The following is a 15,585-nucleotide window of genomic DNA, read 5'->3' as shown; positions in this document are numbered from 1 at the left end:
GCTCTTCGCAGCAAAGCGTCCAAACGACAAATGGCGCCGTTTCCGGCGCCATTTCCATTTTGGATGTGGCAGACTTCAACGACGGGGCTCGATGGTCACCTCGCCGAACATGACGCCGCGCGTCAGCGGCTTGGCGAGGAAATCATGCGGGAAGCCAAGGACAATCGCGCTTGCCTCGGCGAGGCGGGCGCGGTGTTCGTCCGACAGGACAACATCGAGCGCACCAAGATTGTCTTCGAGCTGGGCCATCGTCTTGACGCCCATGATCGGCGAGGTCACGGCCGGGTTGGTGAGCGTCCAGGCGATCGCCACCTGGGCCGGTGTCTTGCCGATTTCGGCTGCGACCTGCTTCACGACATCGGCGATGCCGAGACTGCGTTCCGTCAGCGCACCATTGCCGGCGGCGACATTCTTGCGGGTGCCGACCGCACTTGCCGTTCCCGCACCGATATCGAGATCGGAGCGGCTGTATTTGCCTGTCAGAACGCCCATTCCGAGCGGCGACCAGGGAATGACGCCGAGGCCGAGTTCATGGGCCATCGGGATCAGTTCGCGTTCCACCGTGCGTTCGATCAGGCTGTATTCGATCTGCAAGGCGACCAGCGGTGCCCAACCACGTAGGTCGGCCAGCGTCTGCATGCGCGCAACCTGCCAGGCGGGCGTGTCGGAGATGCCGGCATAAACGATCTTGCCGGCAGTAACGAGATCGTCGAGCCCGCGCATGACCTCTTCGACCGAGGTCGTGAAATCCCAGGCATGCAGGTAGAAGAGATCGATGTAGTCGGTATTCAGTCGCTTCAGACTGTCTTCTACCGAACGGATCATGCTGCGGCGATGATTGCCACCGGAATTCGGATCTTTCGGGCGCGAGGTAATCGTATATTTGGTGGCGATGACAAGCTCGTCGCGGCGGCCTTCGGCAAAGCGGCCTACGAGTTTTTCCGAGGTGCCACCGGTATATTGATTGGCGGTATCGATGAAGTTGCCGCCGCGATCGACATAGGCGTCGAACATGCGACGGGACTCCTCTTCATCCGCGCCCCAGCCCCAGTCTGTTCCGAAGGTCATGGTGCCGAGCGACAGCGGCGAAACGCGCAGGCCGGAACGGCCGAGGAGACGGTAGCGGTCAAGGGACAATGTATCAGTCATGGGTAATCTCCTGTGTTGCAGACAGAAGATGCGCCTTGCCGATACTGACAACAATGCTACATTATCGGCATGGCTTCCTTAGGAAAGAGAGTATAATGCGCGGTAGTGACTATGCGGAGCTCAGGGCTTTTGCCGCGGTCGCCGAGCACGGCAATTTTGCCCGTGCGGCCGCCCGGCTCGGCATATCCGCCTCCGCGCTCAGCCAGACGATCCGCACGCTCGAGGAGCGGATGGGCATCCGGCTGCTCAACCGCACGACCCGTAGCGTGGCGCCGAGCGAGGCAGGCCAGCGCCTGCTTTCGAGGCTGCTGCCGGCACTTGCCGATCTCGACCAGGCGGTGGCGGATGTTTCTGCACTGCGCGATACGCCGGCCGGCCTGCTGCGCATCAACGCGCCGCGGGTTGCGATCGTACACGGGCTGGCGCCGCTGATTGCGCCTTTCCACGCGGCCTTTCCCGATATCGTCATGGACATCATCGTGGATGACAAACTCTCCGATATCGTCGCCGACCGCTTCGATGCCGGCATCCGGCTGGGCGAGATGGTGGAAAAGGACATGGTGAGCGTGAAACTCGGCGGCGAGATGCGGCTCGTCGTCGTCGCCTCACCCGACTATATCGCGCGCCACGGCATCCCGGACACTCCGCGCGACCTGCGCGACCATTCCTGCGTCGTCTCCCGCTGGCCGACGGATGGCAGCCTCTATCACTGGGAATTCGAGCGCGGCGACGAGAAGCTTGAGGTTGCCGTTTCGGGCCCCCTCAGCACCACCGACAACGATCTGATGCTGCGGGCCGTGCTCGATGGCGTCGGCATCGGTTATCTCTTCGACTATCACGTCGCGGAACATCTCGCCGCCGGACGGCTGATCAGCATGCTCGATGACTGGACACCGCCCTTCCCAGGCTTCCACCTCTATTATCCGAGCCGTCGCCAGATGCCGCCGCCGCTACGCGCCTTCGTGGATTTCGTCGCGCGACAGCGGGCTGCCTAGATGGCTCGATACCAGAGGGGAACCTGTGGCAACCCCTGTGCGTTGATTGGCGAAGCAATCGGGCTTCGGGGACTTATCGCACATGGGTATCGCCAACGGCATCCGGAAACAGGCAAGCAAGATCCGTCTTGGCGAACGCCATACCAGCGCATGGGCGCGAACACTGCAGGAAGCAGCCGAGGGGCTGCCACCGGCACCGGTGCGGCGCGTCGAGAAGGATGGGCTCGATGTCAGCATGGCCTGGGCCATCATCGGCATCTTCGGCATCCTCGGGCTTGCCGCCGTCTATCAGATGTCGCTGATCCTGATCCCGATCACGCTCGCCGTGGTCGTCGGCATGATCCTCGGGATGGCAGCCGAGAAACTTTCAAAGATGGGCGTGCCGCGGCTTGCCAATGCCGTACTGCTTTCAAGCGGCGTCGCGCTTGTCATCTTTTTGCTCGTCAATTCGCTTGCCGGACCACTGACGATGCTTGCCAATGACGCGCCTGATTTCATCGATCGCACCACACAGCGCATCATGCCTTATCTGGAACGGATCGAGTGGCTGCACATCACGCCCGCGACTTTCCAGAGCGGGCCAATGTCCATCGAATCCCTGCTTGCGAATACCGGCAACGTCCTGCACGTGGTGACGACGAACCTGACGCCGGCGCTGGTACAGGGGCTGATCTTCTTTGCTGCCCTGCTGCTCTTTCTTGCCAGCCGTGTCAGCCTGCGCAAGACGATCATCATGACCTTCCGCGAGCGTGCGCAGAGGCTCGCGGCAATCCGCGTCATCAATGCGGTGGAACAGGCGCTCGGCTTTTATTTCGCCACAGCCTCGCTGATCTATGTCGCCCTCGGTGTCGTCATGACCATCATCGCCTATGCCGGCGGTCTGCCGACGCCCGTTCTCTGGGGCTTCTTCGCCTTCATCTCGAGCTTCATCCCCTATCTCGGCATCACGATGATGACCTTTGCCGTGGCTATCGCAGGCGTCATGTCCCATGACGGCATCGTCATCGGCCTCATCCCGGCGGCAGCATTCTTCACCGTGCACCTCGTCATGGAGAACCTTATCTTCCCCGCGGTCATGGGGCGGCGGCTGGAGATCAACCCCTTCGTCGTCTTCCTGGCGATCATCTTCTGGACGTGGATGTGGGGGGCGGTCGGCGCCATGCTGGCCCTGCCACTGTCGCTCGTCGTCATGACCATCATCGACGAACTGCTGATCGAGGAAAAACCACAGCCGCAACTGCCGAAGTAACGACAGCGCCCGGAGACAAGCCTATGGCATCCGACCTGCATCTCAACGAAGCCAGCCACGAAGAGCTCGTGGGCGGCTGCTCGCTCTGGGGCAGGAACGGCGTGCAACCGGTCTATCAGCCGCTGGAGCAGAGCTTCAAGACCGATATTGCCATTATCGGCGGCGGCATCACCGGTGCGCTTGCCGCCGAACATCTGACGGCGCGCGGCTTCTCGGTGGTCGTCATCGACCGCGAACAGCCCGGGCTCGGCAGCACCGCGGCAAGCACGGCGATGCTGCAATGGGAGATCGACCGCACGCTCGGTGAGTTGGAGACCTTTTACGGCTTCGAGCGGGCGGCCGGCATCTATCGACGCAGCGCTGCCTGTGTCGCGGGGCTTGCCAAGCTGATTGCCGCCCATGGCATTACCTGCGGTTTCCAGCCCCGCAATACGCTCTACCTCGCCAACAACCACGAGGGTGCGCGCGAACTGATGGACGAACGGCAGCTTCGCCGCCGGGCAGGACTGCCGGGCCATTATCTCGAACATCCCGATCTCCTCACCCAATACGAATTCGACCGCGATGCAGCGATCCTCTCACCGGGGTCAGCGGAGGCCGACCCGCTGCTGCTCACCTGGTCTTTGCTGCAGATTGCCTTTTCGCGCGGTGCGCGGCTGGTCAACGCCTCGGTGACCGGGCTTCACAGCGAAGGCGGGCGCGTGACGGCCGAGACGAACGGCGCCCATGTGATCGAGGCGCAGCATGTGGTGCTGGCGACCGGATATTCCATGCCCGGCCTCGACATGCCGAAGCTGCATCGCACCAGTTCCAGCTGGGCGCTCGCCACGGTGCCGCAGAAGCCTGACGATCTCTGGCGGGATGGCATGCTGCTCTGGGAAGACAGCCATCCTTATCTTTACGTGCGCACCACTGACGACAACCGTATCATCGCCGGCGGCGAGGACGACGACACGACCGCCCCCCAAGAGCGCGACCGCAAGCTGCCGGGAAAGATCATGGCGATCCGGGAAAAGCTGAAGCGGCTATGGCCGAAGGCGGATACACGGGTGGAGCATGCCTGGTGCGGCACCTTCGGTGAGACGGCAGACGGCCTGCCGCTGATAGGCCCCGTGCCCGGCATGGCCGGCGTCTATGCCGCCTACGGCTACGGCGGCAACGGCATCACCTTCTCCTACCTTGCCGGACAGATGATCGGCGCAATGCTCGCCGGCATGCATCGTGACTGGTTCGAGGATTTCGCGCTCGACAGGGATGCGCCGACCATGCGGAGTTTCGCGGCGGATTGGACGCGGACCGGCGAGGAACTGAGATAAGCCCCGTCCCAGAGCATTTCCGTTTATTTCGAATCAGGAAAGTTCTCTATCTCTTTGCTTTTACGCAATTCCGGACGCAATCCGCTGCACACTTTTGCCGGAATTGCTCTATTCCGTCGTCTTGTCGTCGCCCGTATCAGCAACATCCTGCAGCCGGACGAACTCCGTGCCTTTTGCCTTGAGATCGACGAGCGCCTTGGCGACGCCCTCACCGGCCGCATGGGTCGGCTGGTTGATATGGGAGATGACGACATCGCCATCCTTGGCCGAGGAAATGCGCTTTTCGGTGACCGCCGCACCCAGCAGCGAGCCGCCGTCGCCATTCACGGAATAACCGGCGATGCGGTATCCCATGGCGCGGATCTGGCCGATGGCCGAGAGATCGTATTTGGCAGTCGAGCCCCGGAACCAGTGAGGTGCCGGAATGCCTGATGCTACCATGGCGGCAGCACCGCCCTCCACCTCCTGCCTGACGGCATCGGGCGATCCGGCGGATGCAATGCCATAGACCAGCACCGGCTTGTCGATTGCCGGGATATGCTTCTCGCCGTGATTCTCCAGCTCGAAAAGGTCGGGATTCTGCAGAAAGACGGCAACCGCCTTCGGATTGCGTTTCAGCCAGCGGGCGGTGACGAAGATCGTCGCCGGGATGCGCTCGCTGACGAGCGTCGACAGGATGCGCTCATCAGCCTCGCCCATGCAGGCATCGAAGGTGAGCGCGATACGGGCGCGGCCTGATACGTTGGAGCGAGCGATGTGCAGATGCGGCTCAACGAGCTTCGGACCGGCTGCCGCTGGCGTATGGGCTGGCATGGCAGGAGCAAGTATTTCGGCGGCAAATGCCGACGGGGCAGCCAGGAGCAGCGCAGAACCAAGAAGAAAGCGTTTCATGAAGAATCAGATTCAATTGATGTTTCAGGCAACATTAAAACAAAGAAACGAAGCGGGCCATGTGGCCTGATGCCGCCCGGCGCGAGCGGTTCATGTCTCAATCTGCCCGCATTCCTGTGCCCGTCACCGGAATGCGAGAGTGCCGGGAAGAGGCCGAGGGCTCAATCGTAAAGATAGTATTTTGTCCACTTATCCTTCGGCACCTTGTCACCGATCTTGTACTGCAGGTTACGCACATTGATGTGCTGCGGGCCGGTAATGCAGGTGTAGGAAAGGTGATACCAATCGCCCTTGCTGCGGAAGACGGCGCCGGGGGCTTCGAGGCGGTCATCGCTTGGGATCGGGTCCTTGAATGTGTACGCGATGACCTTGTCCGGCCGGAAGCCGGTGCCGTCCTGGTTGATGCGGCTCATGGCTTCGGTATCGCAGCTCTGCTCGAGGCGGGTGGCCGGATCCAGCTTTTCCAGCTGCTTCTTGATGGCGGGATCGACAGCAAGGGCGGACGAGGCTGCAAGGGCTGCAAGCGACATAAACAGGACCAGACGTTTCGGCATTACGGAGAAACCTTTACTGTTATGTATTCATCATAATGCCGCCGGAAACTTGCCGGAGGCCTGACGCGGGTGCAATTTTCGCGCAGCGCTAGCGGACATTCTTAAACAATGTGGTGACATCAAGGCAACGCGCCGGCCATTTTGTCTCAATAAGGTTCACCGGCCGACGCTTGATCATGACCCGCCGCATCTCTATCTCTTGCCCACCGATACCGCCCTTTACGGAGCTTTCCTTGACCGCTTTCAAGAACCTGCCCGCCCCGCCCGCTGCTGAAAAAAGACCCGTCTCCGATACGCGGCACGGCATCACGCGCACTGACGACTATGCCTGGCTGCGGGCCGACAACTGGCAGGCCATGTTCAAGGATCCCTCCATCCTCGACGCGGATATCCGCGCCCATCTGGAAGCCGAAAATGGCTACATGAACGCGGCCATGGAAGACACTAAGGCCTTGCAGAAGGTGTTGTTTGCCGAAATGCGCGGCCGCATCAAGGAAGACGACAGCTCGGTCCCGATGAAGGACGGCCCTCATGCCTACGGCACGTCCTTCGTCACCGGCGGCGAGCAGCCCCGCTATTTCCGCATCCCGCGCGATGGCAATGTGAAAGACGAGACGATCCGCACAATCCTTCTCGACGGTGACAAGGAAGCCGCCGGCAAGGCCTATTTCCGACTCGCCGGCCTCGATCATTGCACGAACCACAGCCGCGGCATCTGGGGCTATGACGACAAGGGCTCGGAATTCTTCACGCTCAGGGTTCGCGATCTTTCGAGCCTCGAAGACCTGTCCGACGTGATCGAGAATACCGGTGGCGGCGGGGTCTGGGCGCCCGACGGGAAGAGCTTCTTCTATTCGGCGCTCGACGAGAACCACCGCCCGTCGAAGGTTTTCCACCATATCCTCGGCACGCCGCAGAGCGAAGACAGGCTGGTTTACGAGGAGGCGGATGCCGGCTTCTTCATGGGCGTCGGCGGCTCGCTGCTCGACGACTTCATCTACATCGACATCCATGACCACGAGACGAGCGAATATCGCCTCTTGTCGACGAAGGACCTGAACGCCGAGCCGAAGCTGGTAGCGGTGCGCGAAGAAGGCATCGAATATTCGCTGACCGAAGGCGGCGACGTCTTTTACATTCTCACCAATGACGGCGGCGCCAAGGATTTCAAGATCATGGAAACGCCCGTTGACAAGCCGGGCAAGGAGAACTGGCGCGAGGTCGTGCCGCACAAGCCGGGCACTCTGATCATCAGCCACATGGCCTATGCTCGCCATCTCCTGTGGCTCGAGCGCAAGGACGGCCTGCCGCAGATCATGATCCGCGACCGCCTGAGCGGCGAAGAACATGCAATCGCCTTCGACGAGGAAGCCTATTCGCTTGGCCTTTCGGGTGCCGCCGAATATGACACAGACGTCATCCGCTTCTCCTATTCCTCGATGACGACGCCCTCGCAGCTTTACGATTACAACATGGTCACCCGCGAGCGCACGCTCTTGAAGACGCAGGAAGTGCCATCGGGCCATAACCCTGACGACTATGTCACCCGCCGCGTCTTCGCGCCCGCTTGGGACGGCGAAAAGGTGCCGGTTACGCTGCTCTATCGCAAGGACACGCCGCTCGACGGTTCCGCACCCTGCCTGCTCTATGGCTACGGCGCCTATGGCATCACCATTCCGGCCGGCTTCAATACCAATTGCCTGTCGCTTGCCGATCGCGGCTTCGTCTATGCCATCGCCCATATCCGTGGCGGCAAGGACAAGGGCTTTGCCTGGTACGAAGACGGCAAGATGGACAAGAAGACCAATACCTTCAAGGACTTCATCGCTGCCGCTGACTATCTGAATCAGGAGAAGTTCACGTCCTACGCTGGTATCATCGCCGAGGGCGGGTCTGCCGGCGGCATGCTGATGGGTGCGGTCGCCAACATGGCGCCGGAGAAATTCGCGGGTCTCATCGCCGCCGTTCCTTTCGTCGACGTCCTGAACACCATGCTCGACGACACGCTGCCGCTCACTCCGCCGGAATGGCCGGAATGGGGTAACCCGATCGAGAGCCGCGACGAATACGAGCAGATTGCCGCCTATTCGCCCTATGACAATGTCGGCGCCAAGCCCTATCCGCCGATCCTGGCGCTCGGCGGCCTGACGGACCCGCGCGTCACCTATTGGGAGCCGGCGAAATGGGTCGCAAAGCTGCGCGACAAGACGACGGGTGCCGCACCCATCCTGCTCAAGACCAACATGGACGCCGGCCATGGCGGTGCTTCCGGCCGCTTCCAGCGGCTTGAAGAGATCGCATTCGAATACGCATTTGCGATCAAGGTAGCGGGCAAGATGTAAGGCGCGCGGATGTGGCGTGCCCTGGTGCGCCACTCGCCCAAGGGAGGGAGAAATGGCCGTCTATATCGCGCTGCTGAGAGCCGTGAATGTCGGCGGCACGGGCTCCCTGCCGATGGCCGAGCTGAAGGCGACTTGCGAGCAGCTCGGCTTCACCGACGTGAAGACCTACATCCAGAGCGGCAACGTCCTGTTCCGCTCGGATGAGGCCGAAAAGGTGGTGGTGGAGAAGCTCGACGAGGCACTGGGAAAGAAGATGGGCAAGCGGCCGGGCGTGATGGTGCGCAGCCGCAGGGAGCTTGACGGCATCATCGCCCACGCGCCCTTCCCCGAGGCCAAGCCGAATTTTCTGCTGGTCTATTTCCTGCCCGAGGCAGCACCCAAGGATGCGCTGGAACAGATAGTGGCGCCCGACGGCGAGGAAGCAAAGCTCGCCGGGCGCGAAATCTATGTGCACTATCCCATCGGCTCCGGCCGATCGAAGCTGAAGCTTCCGGCACTGAAGGCGGGCACCTCCCGCAACCTCAACACCGTACGCAAGCTTGCCGGCCTGGCGGCTGAGCTGGAAGACGGCAAAGCCTAAAGCTGCTCGCCACTCCTCACCGTGCCATAGATATGTTCATGTCTGACGGCAACGAGCGGCGACTCGATGGCGGGCAGGAAGAGCATCCTCACGAAGATGCGCAGCATCAGCACCTGTTCGGCGAGCGTATTCGGCTCCTTCAGCGTCTTTGAGAGAACAATGCCGCCTTCCAGCACCGAAGAAACCATATCGGCGAGCTGGTCGACATCGACGGGCTCGCGTGGCGAATAGACTTCCATGATCTCGCGGAACATGCGGCCGAAGCGGCGGCGCCAGGCAAGTACGGCATTGCGGTTTGTCTCCTGGATCTCGCGATCGAAGAGCCGCTCGTAATAGCAGACCGTCGCCACGAGGCAGCCCGGATGACCGTTCGGCAGGTCGGCCACCAGTTCGGAGAGCAGCTTCAGGCCCAGCAGAAAGGATTGCAGCGGATCATCCATCAGATCGCGCGCACGGCTGAAGATCTCGTCATAGATGCGTTCGTCGTTTTCGATGTAGCGGTTGAGCAGCGCTTTCGCGAGCTCGTTCTTGTCCTTGAAGTGGTAAAAGAAGCCGCTCTTGGTAATGCCGGTTTCGACGATCAATTCCTCGATGGACGTGCCGCCGAACCCCTTCTGCAAGACCGCTGCTTCCGCCACATCAAGGATGCGATTCCGCGTTTCTTCGCCCTTTCGCATGTTCCCCTCCTGTACCCACGGTACAGTTTTCTGGACAGCTAGATCGAGCCCGCCTGCGCCCCCGGCAGCACCGGCCCATGCAAGGGATTGATTTCAATCCGCAAAATTCGAAACCTGTGATAGTATACCGCAAGTCGCCTAGTTTGACACCAGAATAAGCGGCAGAACATGACCATCGACGGCAGTCATTTCAGGCGCCTCGGCTGGAGAGGTTTCACGATGGCAAAGTACAGGCATGGGTTGCCGCAGCTTAAAGGCGGCGCCTTCATTAGCGATGGCGGCATGGAAACCACGATGATCTTTCAAGAAGGCATCGATCTTCCGCATTTCGCCTCCTTCGTATTGCTGGCATCCGAAGACGGGCGGGAGCGCACGAAGAACTACTATCGCCGCTACCTGGATATCGCCCGGCGACACGGCACGGGCTTCGTGCTCGACACTGCCACATGGCGTGCCAATCCCGACTGGGGTCAGAAGCTCAACTATACGACCGAAGCGCTGCAAACGGCAAACGAACAAGCCGTCGAACTGCTCGTGGGCTTGCGCCACGACTATGAGCGACCGGAGCAGCCAATTGTCGTCAGCGGCGCCATCGGCCCGCGCGGCGACGGCTACAAGGCGGGCGTCATGAGCGCCGACGAAGCGGAGGACTATCACGCCTTCCAGATCGAGACCTTCGCCGGCACCGAGGCCGATATGGTCGCTGCTTTCACGCTGACTAATATCGACGAGGCGATCGGTATTGCGCGGGCAGCCAGCACGCTCGGCATGCCCTGTGCCATCTCCTTCACGCTGGAGACAGATGGCAGGCTGGTGACCGGCCGCAGCCTTCAGGATGCGATCGAGACGACGGATGCGGCCACCGGCGGATCGCCGGCCTACTACATGATCAACTGCGCCCACCCGACGCATTTCGAGGCGGCGCTCGATCATGGCAGCGGCTGGGTAAAGCGCATTTCCGGCATCCGCGCCAACGCTTCGACCATGAGCCATGAACAGCTCGACAACAGTGAGGTGCTGGATGCCGGCGACCCTGACGATCTCGGCCAGCGCTACCGCGAGCTCCTTCGCCGCATGCCGCAGGTGCACGTGCTCGGCGGCTGCTGCGGCACCGACCACCGCCATGTTGCGGCGATCTGCGAAGCGTGCCTGCCCCGGGCGGCGTGACGGAGTGATCGGGAGGGCATGGCGTGACGATGGTGGGGGCAATGACACGCCGGCGCAGCTGGCGTGATCTGTGGCTTGCGATTAAAGGGCAACAGACGCAAGCCGAACCGGAGGCGGCTGTGGAGGTGGCATTGCAGGATATGGATCTTGCGGCCTTCGAGGACCTCGACCGCCGCATGGCCTACGGGCTCCAGGCGGACCAACGCAAGGCGCGTCCATTGCGGCGCAGGCGATTGCGGGAACCTGTCGGCCTCTGACGAAGAGGAAGGCGCCTCAGCTTCAGGCTGCGGCGCCTTTCTTGTGCTTGACCCTGTAGCCGCTGATCTCTTCGCCCGCCGTCGGCGAGAAGCGCAGGTTCCAGATGGTGGCGCTGATCGAAATGATCGCAACCACGATGAAGGCGGCGGAGAAATCGCCAAGCTTGGGCGTTTCGACATCGTTGAACGCCATCGAGGCATGCAGCGCCAGTGCGCCGATGCAGATGCCGAGCGAGAGCATCAGCTGCTGGAAGGTGGTGTAGAAGCTCGTCGCCGAGCTCATGCGTTCCTGGCTGATCTCGTCATAGGCGATGGTATTATAGGCGGTGAACTGGAACGACATGAAGAAGGCGCTGAGCACGAGCGCGATGAAGATCAGCGGCATCGGCCAATCCGGCCGGAAGGCGGCGCAGAGACCATAACCGATCGTGCCGAGAATGCCGTTGATAATAAGGCTTCGGCGGAAACCGAAACGGCGGAAGACGGCCTTTGCCAGGGGTTTCATGAACAGCGCGCCGAGTGCGGTGGAAATGACGATCTGCCCTGCGGCGGCGGCTGAAAGACCGAAGCCGATCTGGAAGAGCAGCGGCAGCAGGAAGGGCTGCGCGCCCTGCGTGATGCGCGTCAGCGAGCCGGCGATGACAGAGGTGCCGAAGCTCGGCACCTTCATCAGCGAGAAATCCATGATCGGGGCGGGATGCCGGCGCGCATGGCGCAGATAGGCAATGCCGAAGAGCAGGCCGATCGCAATGAGGAAGATCGAGAAGGAACCCTGCCCTTCATGGCTCGACAATTCGAAGCCGAAAAGCATCGAGCCGAGCGAAATACCCGAGAGGATGAAGCCGATCGTATCGAAGGGGCCGGCGGCCTTGCCCTTCACCTCGTCGATATAGATCGACACGAAGATCATGCCGATGATGCCGATCGGCACGTTGATGTAGAAGATCCAACGCCAGTCGAGATAGGTGACGATGAAGCCGCCGAGCGGAGGGCCGACGATCGGGCCGATCAGCGCCGGCACCAGCAGCCAGGACATGGCGCTGACCATATCCTTGCGGTCGACGCTGCGCATCAGCACCAGACGGCCGACGGGCATCATCATGGCGCCGCCGATGCCCTGCAGCAGGCGGGCAAGCACGAGGAACGTCAAGGTCGGCGCAAAGGCACAGAGGATCGAGCCAACCACGAAGACGGCGATCGCCGAGCGGAAGACGGTGCGCGAGCCGAAACTGTCTGCCACGCGGCCGCTGGCGGGAATGAAGATCGCAAGGCTGAGCAGGTAGGAAGTCAGCGCAATCGACATGGCCGGGGCGTCGACGCCGAAATCGCGCGCCATCGTCGGCAGCGCGGTCGCCAGCACGGTTGCGTCGACATTTTCCATGAGCATGGCACTCGCGACAATCATCGCGATCACCCGGAAATTGGGTGCTGCACGCCGGACCATCGGCGCATGATAAATCTGATCCGACATCGTCAGGGATCACTCGCAAAGGCGCAGCGGAGCACACGGGGCGACAGGGCCGCGGGGATGACATGGCAAAAATGCCAAGAGGAGATGGTTTTGCTATACGCCTGCAATCATGGCGGCGCTATGTCTTTTATGGCACATCTGCTTTGCCGAGAGGTAAAGGCCGATCACCATTCCTTGCACTTTTTTGCCCTTCGTGAAGCGGATGGTTTGGACCTAAGGCGGCTTGCGTGACCGCATCTGCGGCCCTACCTATTAGTCATGACCTCCGCCCCGCAGACAAACCCGCCGGACAACGCCTTCGGCTTCGACAACAGCTATGTGCGGCTACCGCAGAACTTCTTCGCCCTGCAGGCGCCGACGCAGGTGGCCGAGCCGTGGCTGATCAAGCTCAACGAACCGCTGGCTAGAGAACTGGGGCTTGATGTCGAGGTCCTGAAGCGCGATGGCGCAGCAATTTTTTCCGGAAATCTCGTGCCTGGCGGCGCGGAGCCGCTGGCGATGGCCTATTCCGGCCATCAGTTCGGGCATTTCGTGCCATTGCTCGGCGACGGGCGGGCGATCCTTCTCGGAGAAGTGATCGACCGCAACGGGAAGCGCCGCGATATCCAGCTCAAGGGCGCGGGCCAGACGCCGTTTTCGCGCCGGGGCGACGGGCGGGCAGCTCTCGGTCCGGTACTGCGTGAATATATCATCAGCGAGGCGATGTTTGCGCTCGGCATTCCCGCCACGCGGGCGCTTGCCGCCGTGCTGACCGGCGAAGGCGTTCGGCGTGAGGATATCTTGCCGGGCGCCGTCTTCACGCGCGTCGCAGCAAGCCATATCCGCGTCGGCACCTTCCAGTATCTTGCCGCTGGAGGCGACGAGGACGGCATCAAGGCACTCGCCGATCATGTCATCGAACGGCACTATCCCGAGCTGGCGGCGGCGGAAAATCCCTATCTCGCGCTCTATGAAGCTGTCTGCGACAGGCAGGCGGCGCTGATCGCCCGCTGGCTGCAGGTGGGCTTCATCCATGGAGTGATGAATACCGACAACATGACGATCTCGGGCGAGACGATCGATTTCGGCCCCTGCGCCTTCATGGATATCTACGATCCGATGACGGTGTTCTCATCGATCGACCAGCACGGGCGCTACGCCTATGCCAATCAGCCGGGCATCGGGCAATGGAACCTGGCGCGGCTCGGTGAAGCGCTGCTGCCGCTTGTTGATGCCGACAAAGACAAGGCGATCGAGCATGCCAACGCCATCATCAAGGCCTATGGCGAGCGTTTCCACGCCTATTGGCTGCAGGGCATGCGCGACAAGATCGGTCTGACTTCAATCGAAGACGGCGATCTCGAACTCATCCAGTCATTGCTGGCGCTGATGCAGGCAGGGGGCGCAGATTTTACGCTGACTTTCCGGCGGCTGTCGGCTGTTGCAGGCGACGACGCGTCCGAGGCGGTATTCACATCGACTTTCCGCGAGCCTGCTGCCAGCACCGAATGGCTGGCGCGCTGGCGCGAGCGGCTTTCGCGCGATCCGCAGATGTCCAGTGATCGGGCTGCAGCAATGAAGCAGGTCAATCCGGCCTTCATTGCGCGCAACCATCGGGTCGAGCAGGCGATTGAGGCGGCCGTTGAGGACGGCGATTTCTCGCTGTTCGAGGCGCTGCTCACAGTTCTTTCGCATCCCTATGAGGAGCAGCCGGCGTTTGCAGCCTATATGGACCCGCCGAAGCCGGAAGAGCGGGTGCTCCAGACCTTCTGCGGAACCTGATTTCAGACAGTTCCAATTCAACTCGCCCCATATTCATTGGAGATAACAATGACTGACCTTCTCGATATTCCGGTCAAGACAGTGCAAGGACGTGAGACGACGCTCAACGAATATCGCGGCCAGGTGCTGCTCATCGTCAATGTCGCCTCCAAGTGCGGCCTGACGGTGCAGTATGAAGGGCTTGAAAAGCTCTATGCCGACAAGCGCGAGCGCGGCTTCGTCATCGCCGGTTTCCCGGCCAATGACTTCAAGGGCCAGGAGCCGGGCACGGATGCGGAAATCCTGGATTTCTGCACCAGCACCTTCGGCGTCGATTTCCCGATGTTCTCGAAGATTTCCGTCAAGGGACCGGACAAGCACCCGCTCTACAAGAACCTGACCGGCTCCGATGTGGAAACGACAGGCGAAGGGCCGATGCGTGAGCGGCTGAAGGGCGCCGGCCTTGCCGGCGACGACAAGGAAATCCTCTGGAACTTCGAGAAATTCCTCGTCGGCCGCAATGGCAAGGTCGTTGCCCGTTTCGCCCCTGACGTCACGGCGGACGACAACCGCCTCGTTTCCGCAATCGATCGAGAGCTTGCAAAAGCCAACTAGCGCGCCAGTTTCAACCGCGGCCAAATGCGGCGGTTGAAAGGCAGGCCTCCCGCTCTATCTGCCTGATCGGCGTATGTTTTTCGCCATTTTCCGATCCGGCTAACCAGCGGGAGACTGCCTTATGGCAATCGTCATTACCTCCATACTCTTCATCATTTTCGGACTGGCGCTCGGCGGCGGGGGGCTGTGGCTCGTCACGCTTGGCGGCAGCGTCTTCTATCTCTTCGCGGGACTGATGTTCCTGCTGACGGCAGGCCTGCTTCTCATGCGCAAGGCAGTCGCGCTATTGGTCTATGCAGTACTCGTCGTCGTGGCTCTCGCCTGGGCAATCTGGGAGGTGGGGTTCGACTGGTGGCAGCTCGGTCCGCGCGGTGGCCTGATCATCCTCTTCGGGCTCTGGCTGCTGACGCCATGGATCCGCAGGCCGCTCGGTTTTCGCAGCCCGACCGGCATCTATTACGGTGCCAATCCCTGGCCGCTGGCCATTCCGGTCATTCTGGCCATCATCGTCGCCGGATATTCCATGACGACGGATCCGCATGACCTCGCCGGCGACCTGCCGGCGCAATCATCCGCTGCAAC

The 15,585-nt window shown here is 61.5% G+C and carries 14 protein-coding genes and 1 pseudogene; 10 read left to right on the top strand and 5 right to left on the bottom strand.

What is annotated here, in order from left to right:
- Positions 1-75 precede the first annotated feature (75 nt).
- Positions 76-1,149, bottom strand: coding sequence for an aldo/keto reductase (locus AC1DF8_RS30940; RefSeq protein ID WP_478156413.1), 1,074 nt, complete (start codon positions 1,147-1,149; stop codon positions 76-78).
- 95 nt (positions 1,150-1,244) lie between these two features.
- Between AC1DF8_RS30940 and AC1DF8_RS30935 the strand changes: the two genes are divergently transcribed.
- The 3 genes from AC1DF8_RS30935 to AC1DF8_RS30925 all read left to right on the top strand — a co-directional run bounded on the left by AC1DF8_RS30935 (position 1,245) and on the right by AC1DF8_RS30925 (position 4,709).
- Positions 1,245-2,144, top strand: a complete 900-nt coding sequence (locus tag AC1DF8_RS30935; protein ID WP_112970953.1) for a LysR family transcriptional regulator — start codon at positions 1,245-1,247, stop codon at positions 2,142-2,144.
- Positions 2,145-2,226: 82 nt separating this feature from the next.
- On the top strand, positions 2,227-3,393 hold the full coding sequence (locus tag AC1DF8_RS30930) for an AI-2E family transporter (RefSeq protein ID WP_029868960.1): 1,167 nt from the start codon (positions 2,227-2,229) through the stop codon (positions 3,391-3,393).
- A gap of 23 nt (positions 3,394-3,416) precedes the next feature.
- Positions 3,417-4,709: an NAD(P)/FAD-dependent oxidoreductase gene (locus AC1DF8_RS30925; protein WP_478156411.1), complete on the top strand. Its 1,293-nt coding sequence runs from the start codon at positions 3,417-3,419 to the stop codon at positions 4,707-4,709.
- A 108-nt stretch (positions 4,710-4,817) separates the two neighbouring features.
- Here the strand turns inward: AC1DF8_RS30925 and AC1DF8_RS30920 are convergent, their stop codons facing one another.
- Positions 4,818-5,600, bottom strand: a complete 783-nt coding sequence (locus tag AC1DF8_RS30920) for a polysaccharide deacetylase family protein (RefSeq protein ID WP_112543101.1) — start codon at positions 5,598-5,600, stop codon at positions 4,818-4,820.
- A 161-nt stretch (positions 5,601-5,761) separates the two neighbouring features.
- Positions 5,762-6,154: a DUF930 domain-containing protein gene (locus AC1DF8_RS30915; protein WP_029868963.1), complete on the bottom strand. Its 393-nt coding sequence runs from the start codon at positions 6,152-6,154 to the stop codon at positions 5,762-5,764.
- A 233-nt stretch (positions 6,155-6,387) separates the two neighbouring features.
- On the opposite strand from AC1DF8_RS30915, the gene AC1DF8_RS30910 reads away from it, so the two are divergent.
- Both AC1DF8_RS30910 and AC1DF8_RS30905 read left to right on the top strand, forming a co-directional pair.
- Positions 6,388-8,496: a S9 family peptidase gene (locus tag AC1DF8_RS30910; RefSeq protein WP_478156408.1), complete on the top strand. Its 2,109-nt coding sequence runs from the start codon at positions 6,388-6,390 to the stop codon at positions 8,494-8,496.
- Between the two features lie 52 nt (positions 8,497-8,548).
- Positions 8,549-9,076 carry a DUF1697 domain-containing protein gene (locus AC1DF8_RS30905; RefSeq protein WP_478156406.1) on the top strand — a complete coding sequence of 176 codons (528 nt, stop codon included), beginning with the start codon at positions 8,549-8,551 and terminating at the stop codon, positions 9,074-9,076.
- Here the strand turns inward: AC1DF8_RS30905 and AC1DF8_RS30900 are convergent.
- Positions 9,073-9,753 carry a TetR/AcrR family transcriptional regulator gene (locus AC1DF8_RS30900; protein WP_112970959.1) on the bottom strand — a complete coding sequence of 227 codons (681 nt, stop codon included), beginning with the start codon at positions 9,751-9,753 and terminating at the stop codon, positions 9,073-9,075. The two genes, AC1DF8_RS30905 and AC1DF8_RS30900, sit on opposite strands and share 4 nt — an antisense overlap.
- A 219-nt stretch (positions 9,754-9,972) precedes the next feature.
- Here AC1DF8_RS30900 and AC1DF8_RS30895 point away from each other — a divergent pair, with 219 nt between their 5' ends.
- Positions 9,973-10,920, top strand: a complete 948-nt coding sequence (locus AC1DF8_RS30895) for a homocysteine S-methyltransferase family protein (protein WP_478156404.1) — start codon at positions 9,973-9,975, stop codon at positions 10,918-10,920.
- Between the two features lie 41 nt (positions 10,921-10,961).
- Positions 10,962-11,177: a hypothetical protein gene (locus AC1DF8_RS30890; protein ID WP_246715618.1), complete on the top strand. Its 216-nt coding sequence runs from the start codon at positions 10,962-10,964 to the stop codon at positions 11,175-11,177.
- A gap of 22 nt (positions 11,178-11,199) precedes the next feature.
- Here the strand turns inward: AC1DF8_RS30890 and AC1DF8_RS30885 are convergent, their stop codons facing one another.
- On the bottom strand, positions 11,200-12,648 hold the full coding sequence (locus AC1DF8_RS30885; RefSeq protein WP_112970961.1) for an MDR family MFS transporter: 1,449 nt from the start codon (positions 12,646-12,648) through the stop codon (positions 11,200-11,202).
- Positions 12,649-12,906: 258 nt separating this feature from the next.
- Between AC1DF8_RS30885 and AC1DF8_RS30880 the strand changes: the two genes are divergently transcribed.
- From AC1DF8_RS30880 to AC1DF8_RS30870, 3 genes and pseudogenes are all read left to right on the top strand, one after another.
- Entirely contained in the window at positions 12,907-14,409 is a 1,503-nt protein-coding gene (locus AC1DF8_RS30880) for a protein adenylyltransferase SelO (RefSeq protein WP_478156401.1), read from the top strand.
- A 48-nt stretch (positions 14,410-14,457) separates the two neighbouring features.
- Positions 14,458-15,003 (top strand): glutathione peroxidase, encoded by a 546-nt coding sequence (locus AC1DF8_RS30875; RefSeq protein WP_112543092.1) that lies wholly within the window; start codon positions 14,458-14,460, stop codon positions 15,001-15,003.
- 121 nt (positions 15,004-15,124) lie between these two features.
- A pseudogene (locus AC1DF8_RS30870) lies at positions 15,125-15,585 on the top strand (membrane-bound PQQ-dependent dehydrogenase, glucose/quinate/shikimate family); the annotation flags it as partial.

The sequence above is a fragment of the Rhizobium sp. 05N49 genome (genome assembly GCF_056396805.1).
The sequence above is the reverse complement of the archived record's forward strand: the minus strand, read 5'-3'. Positions and strand labels throughout refer to the sequence as shown.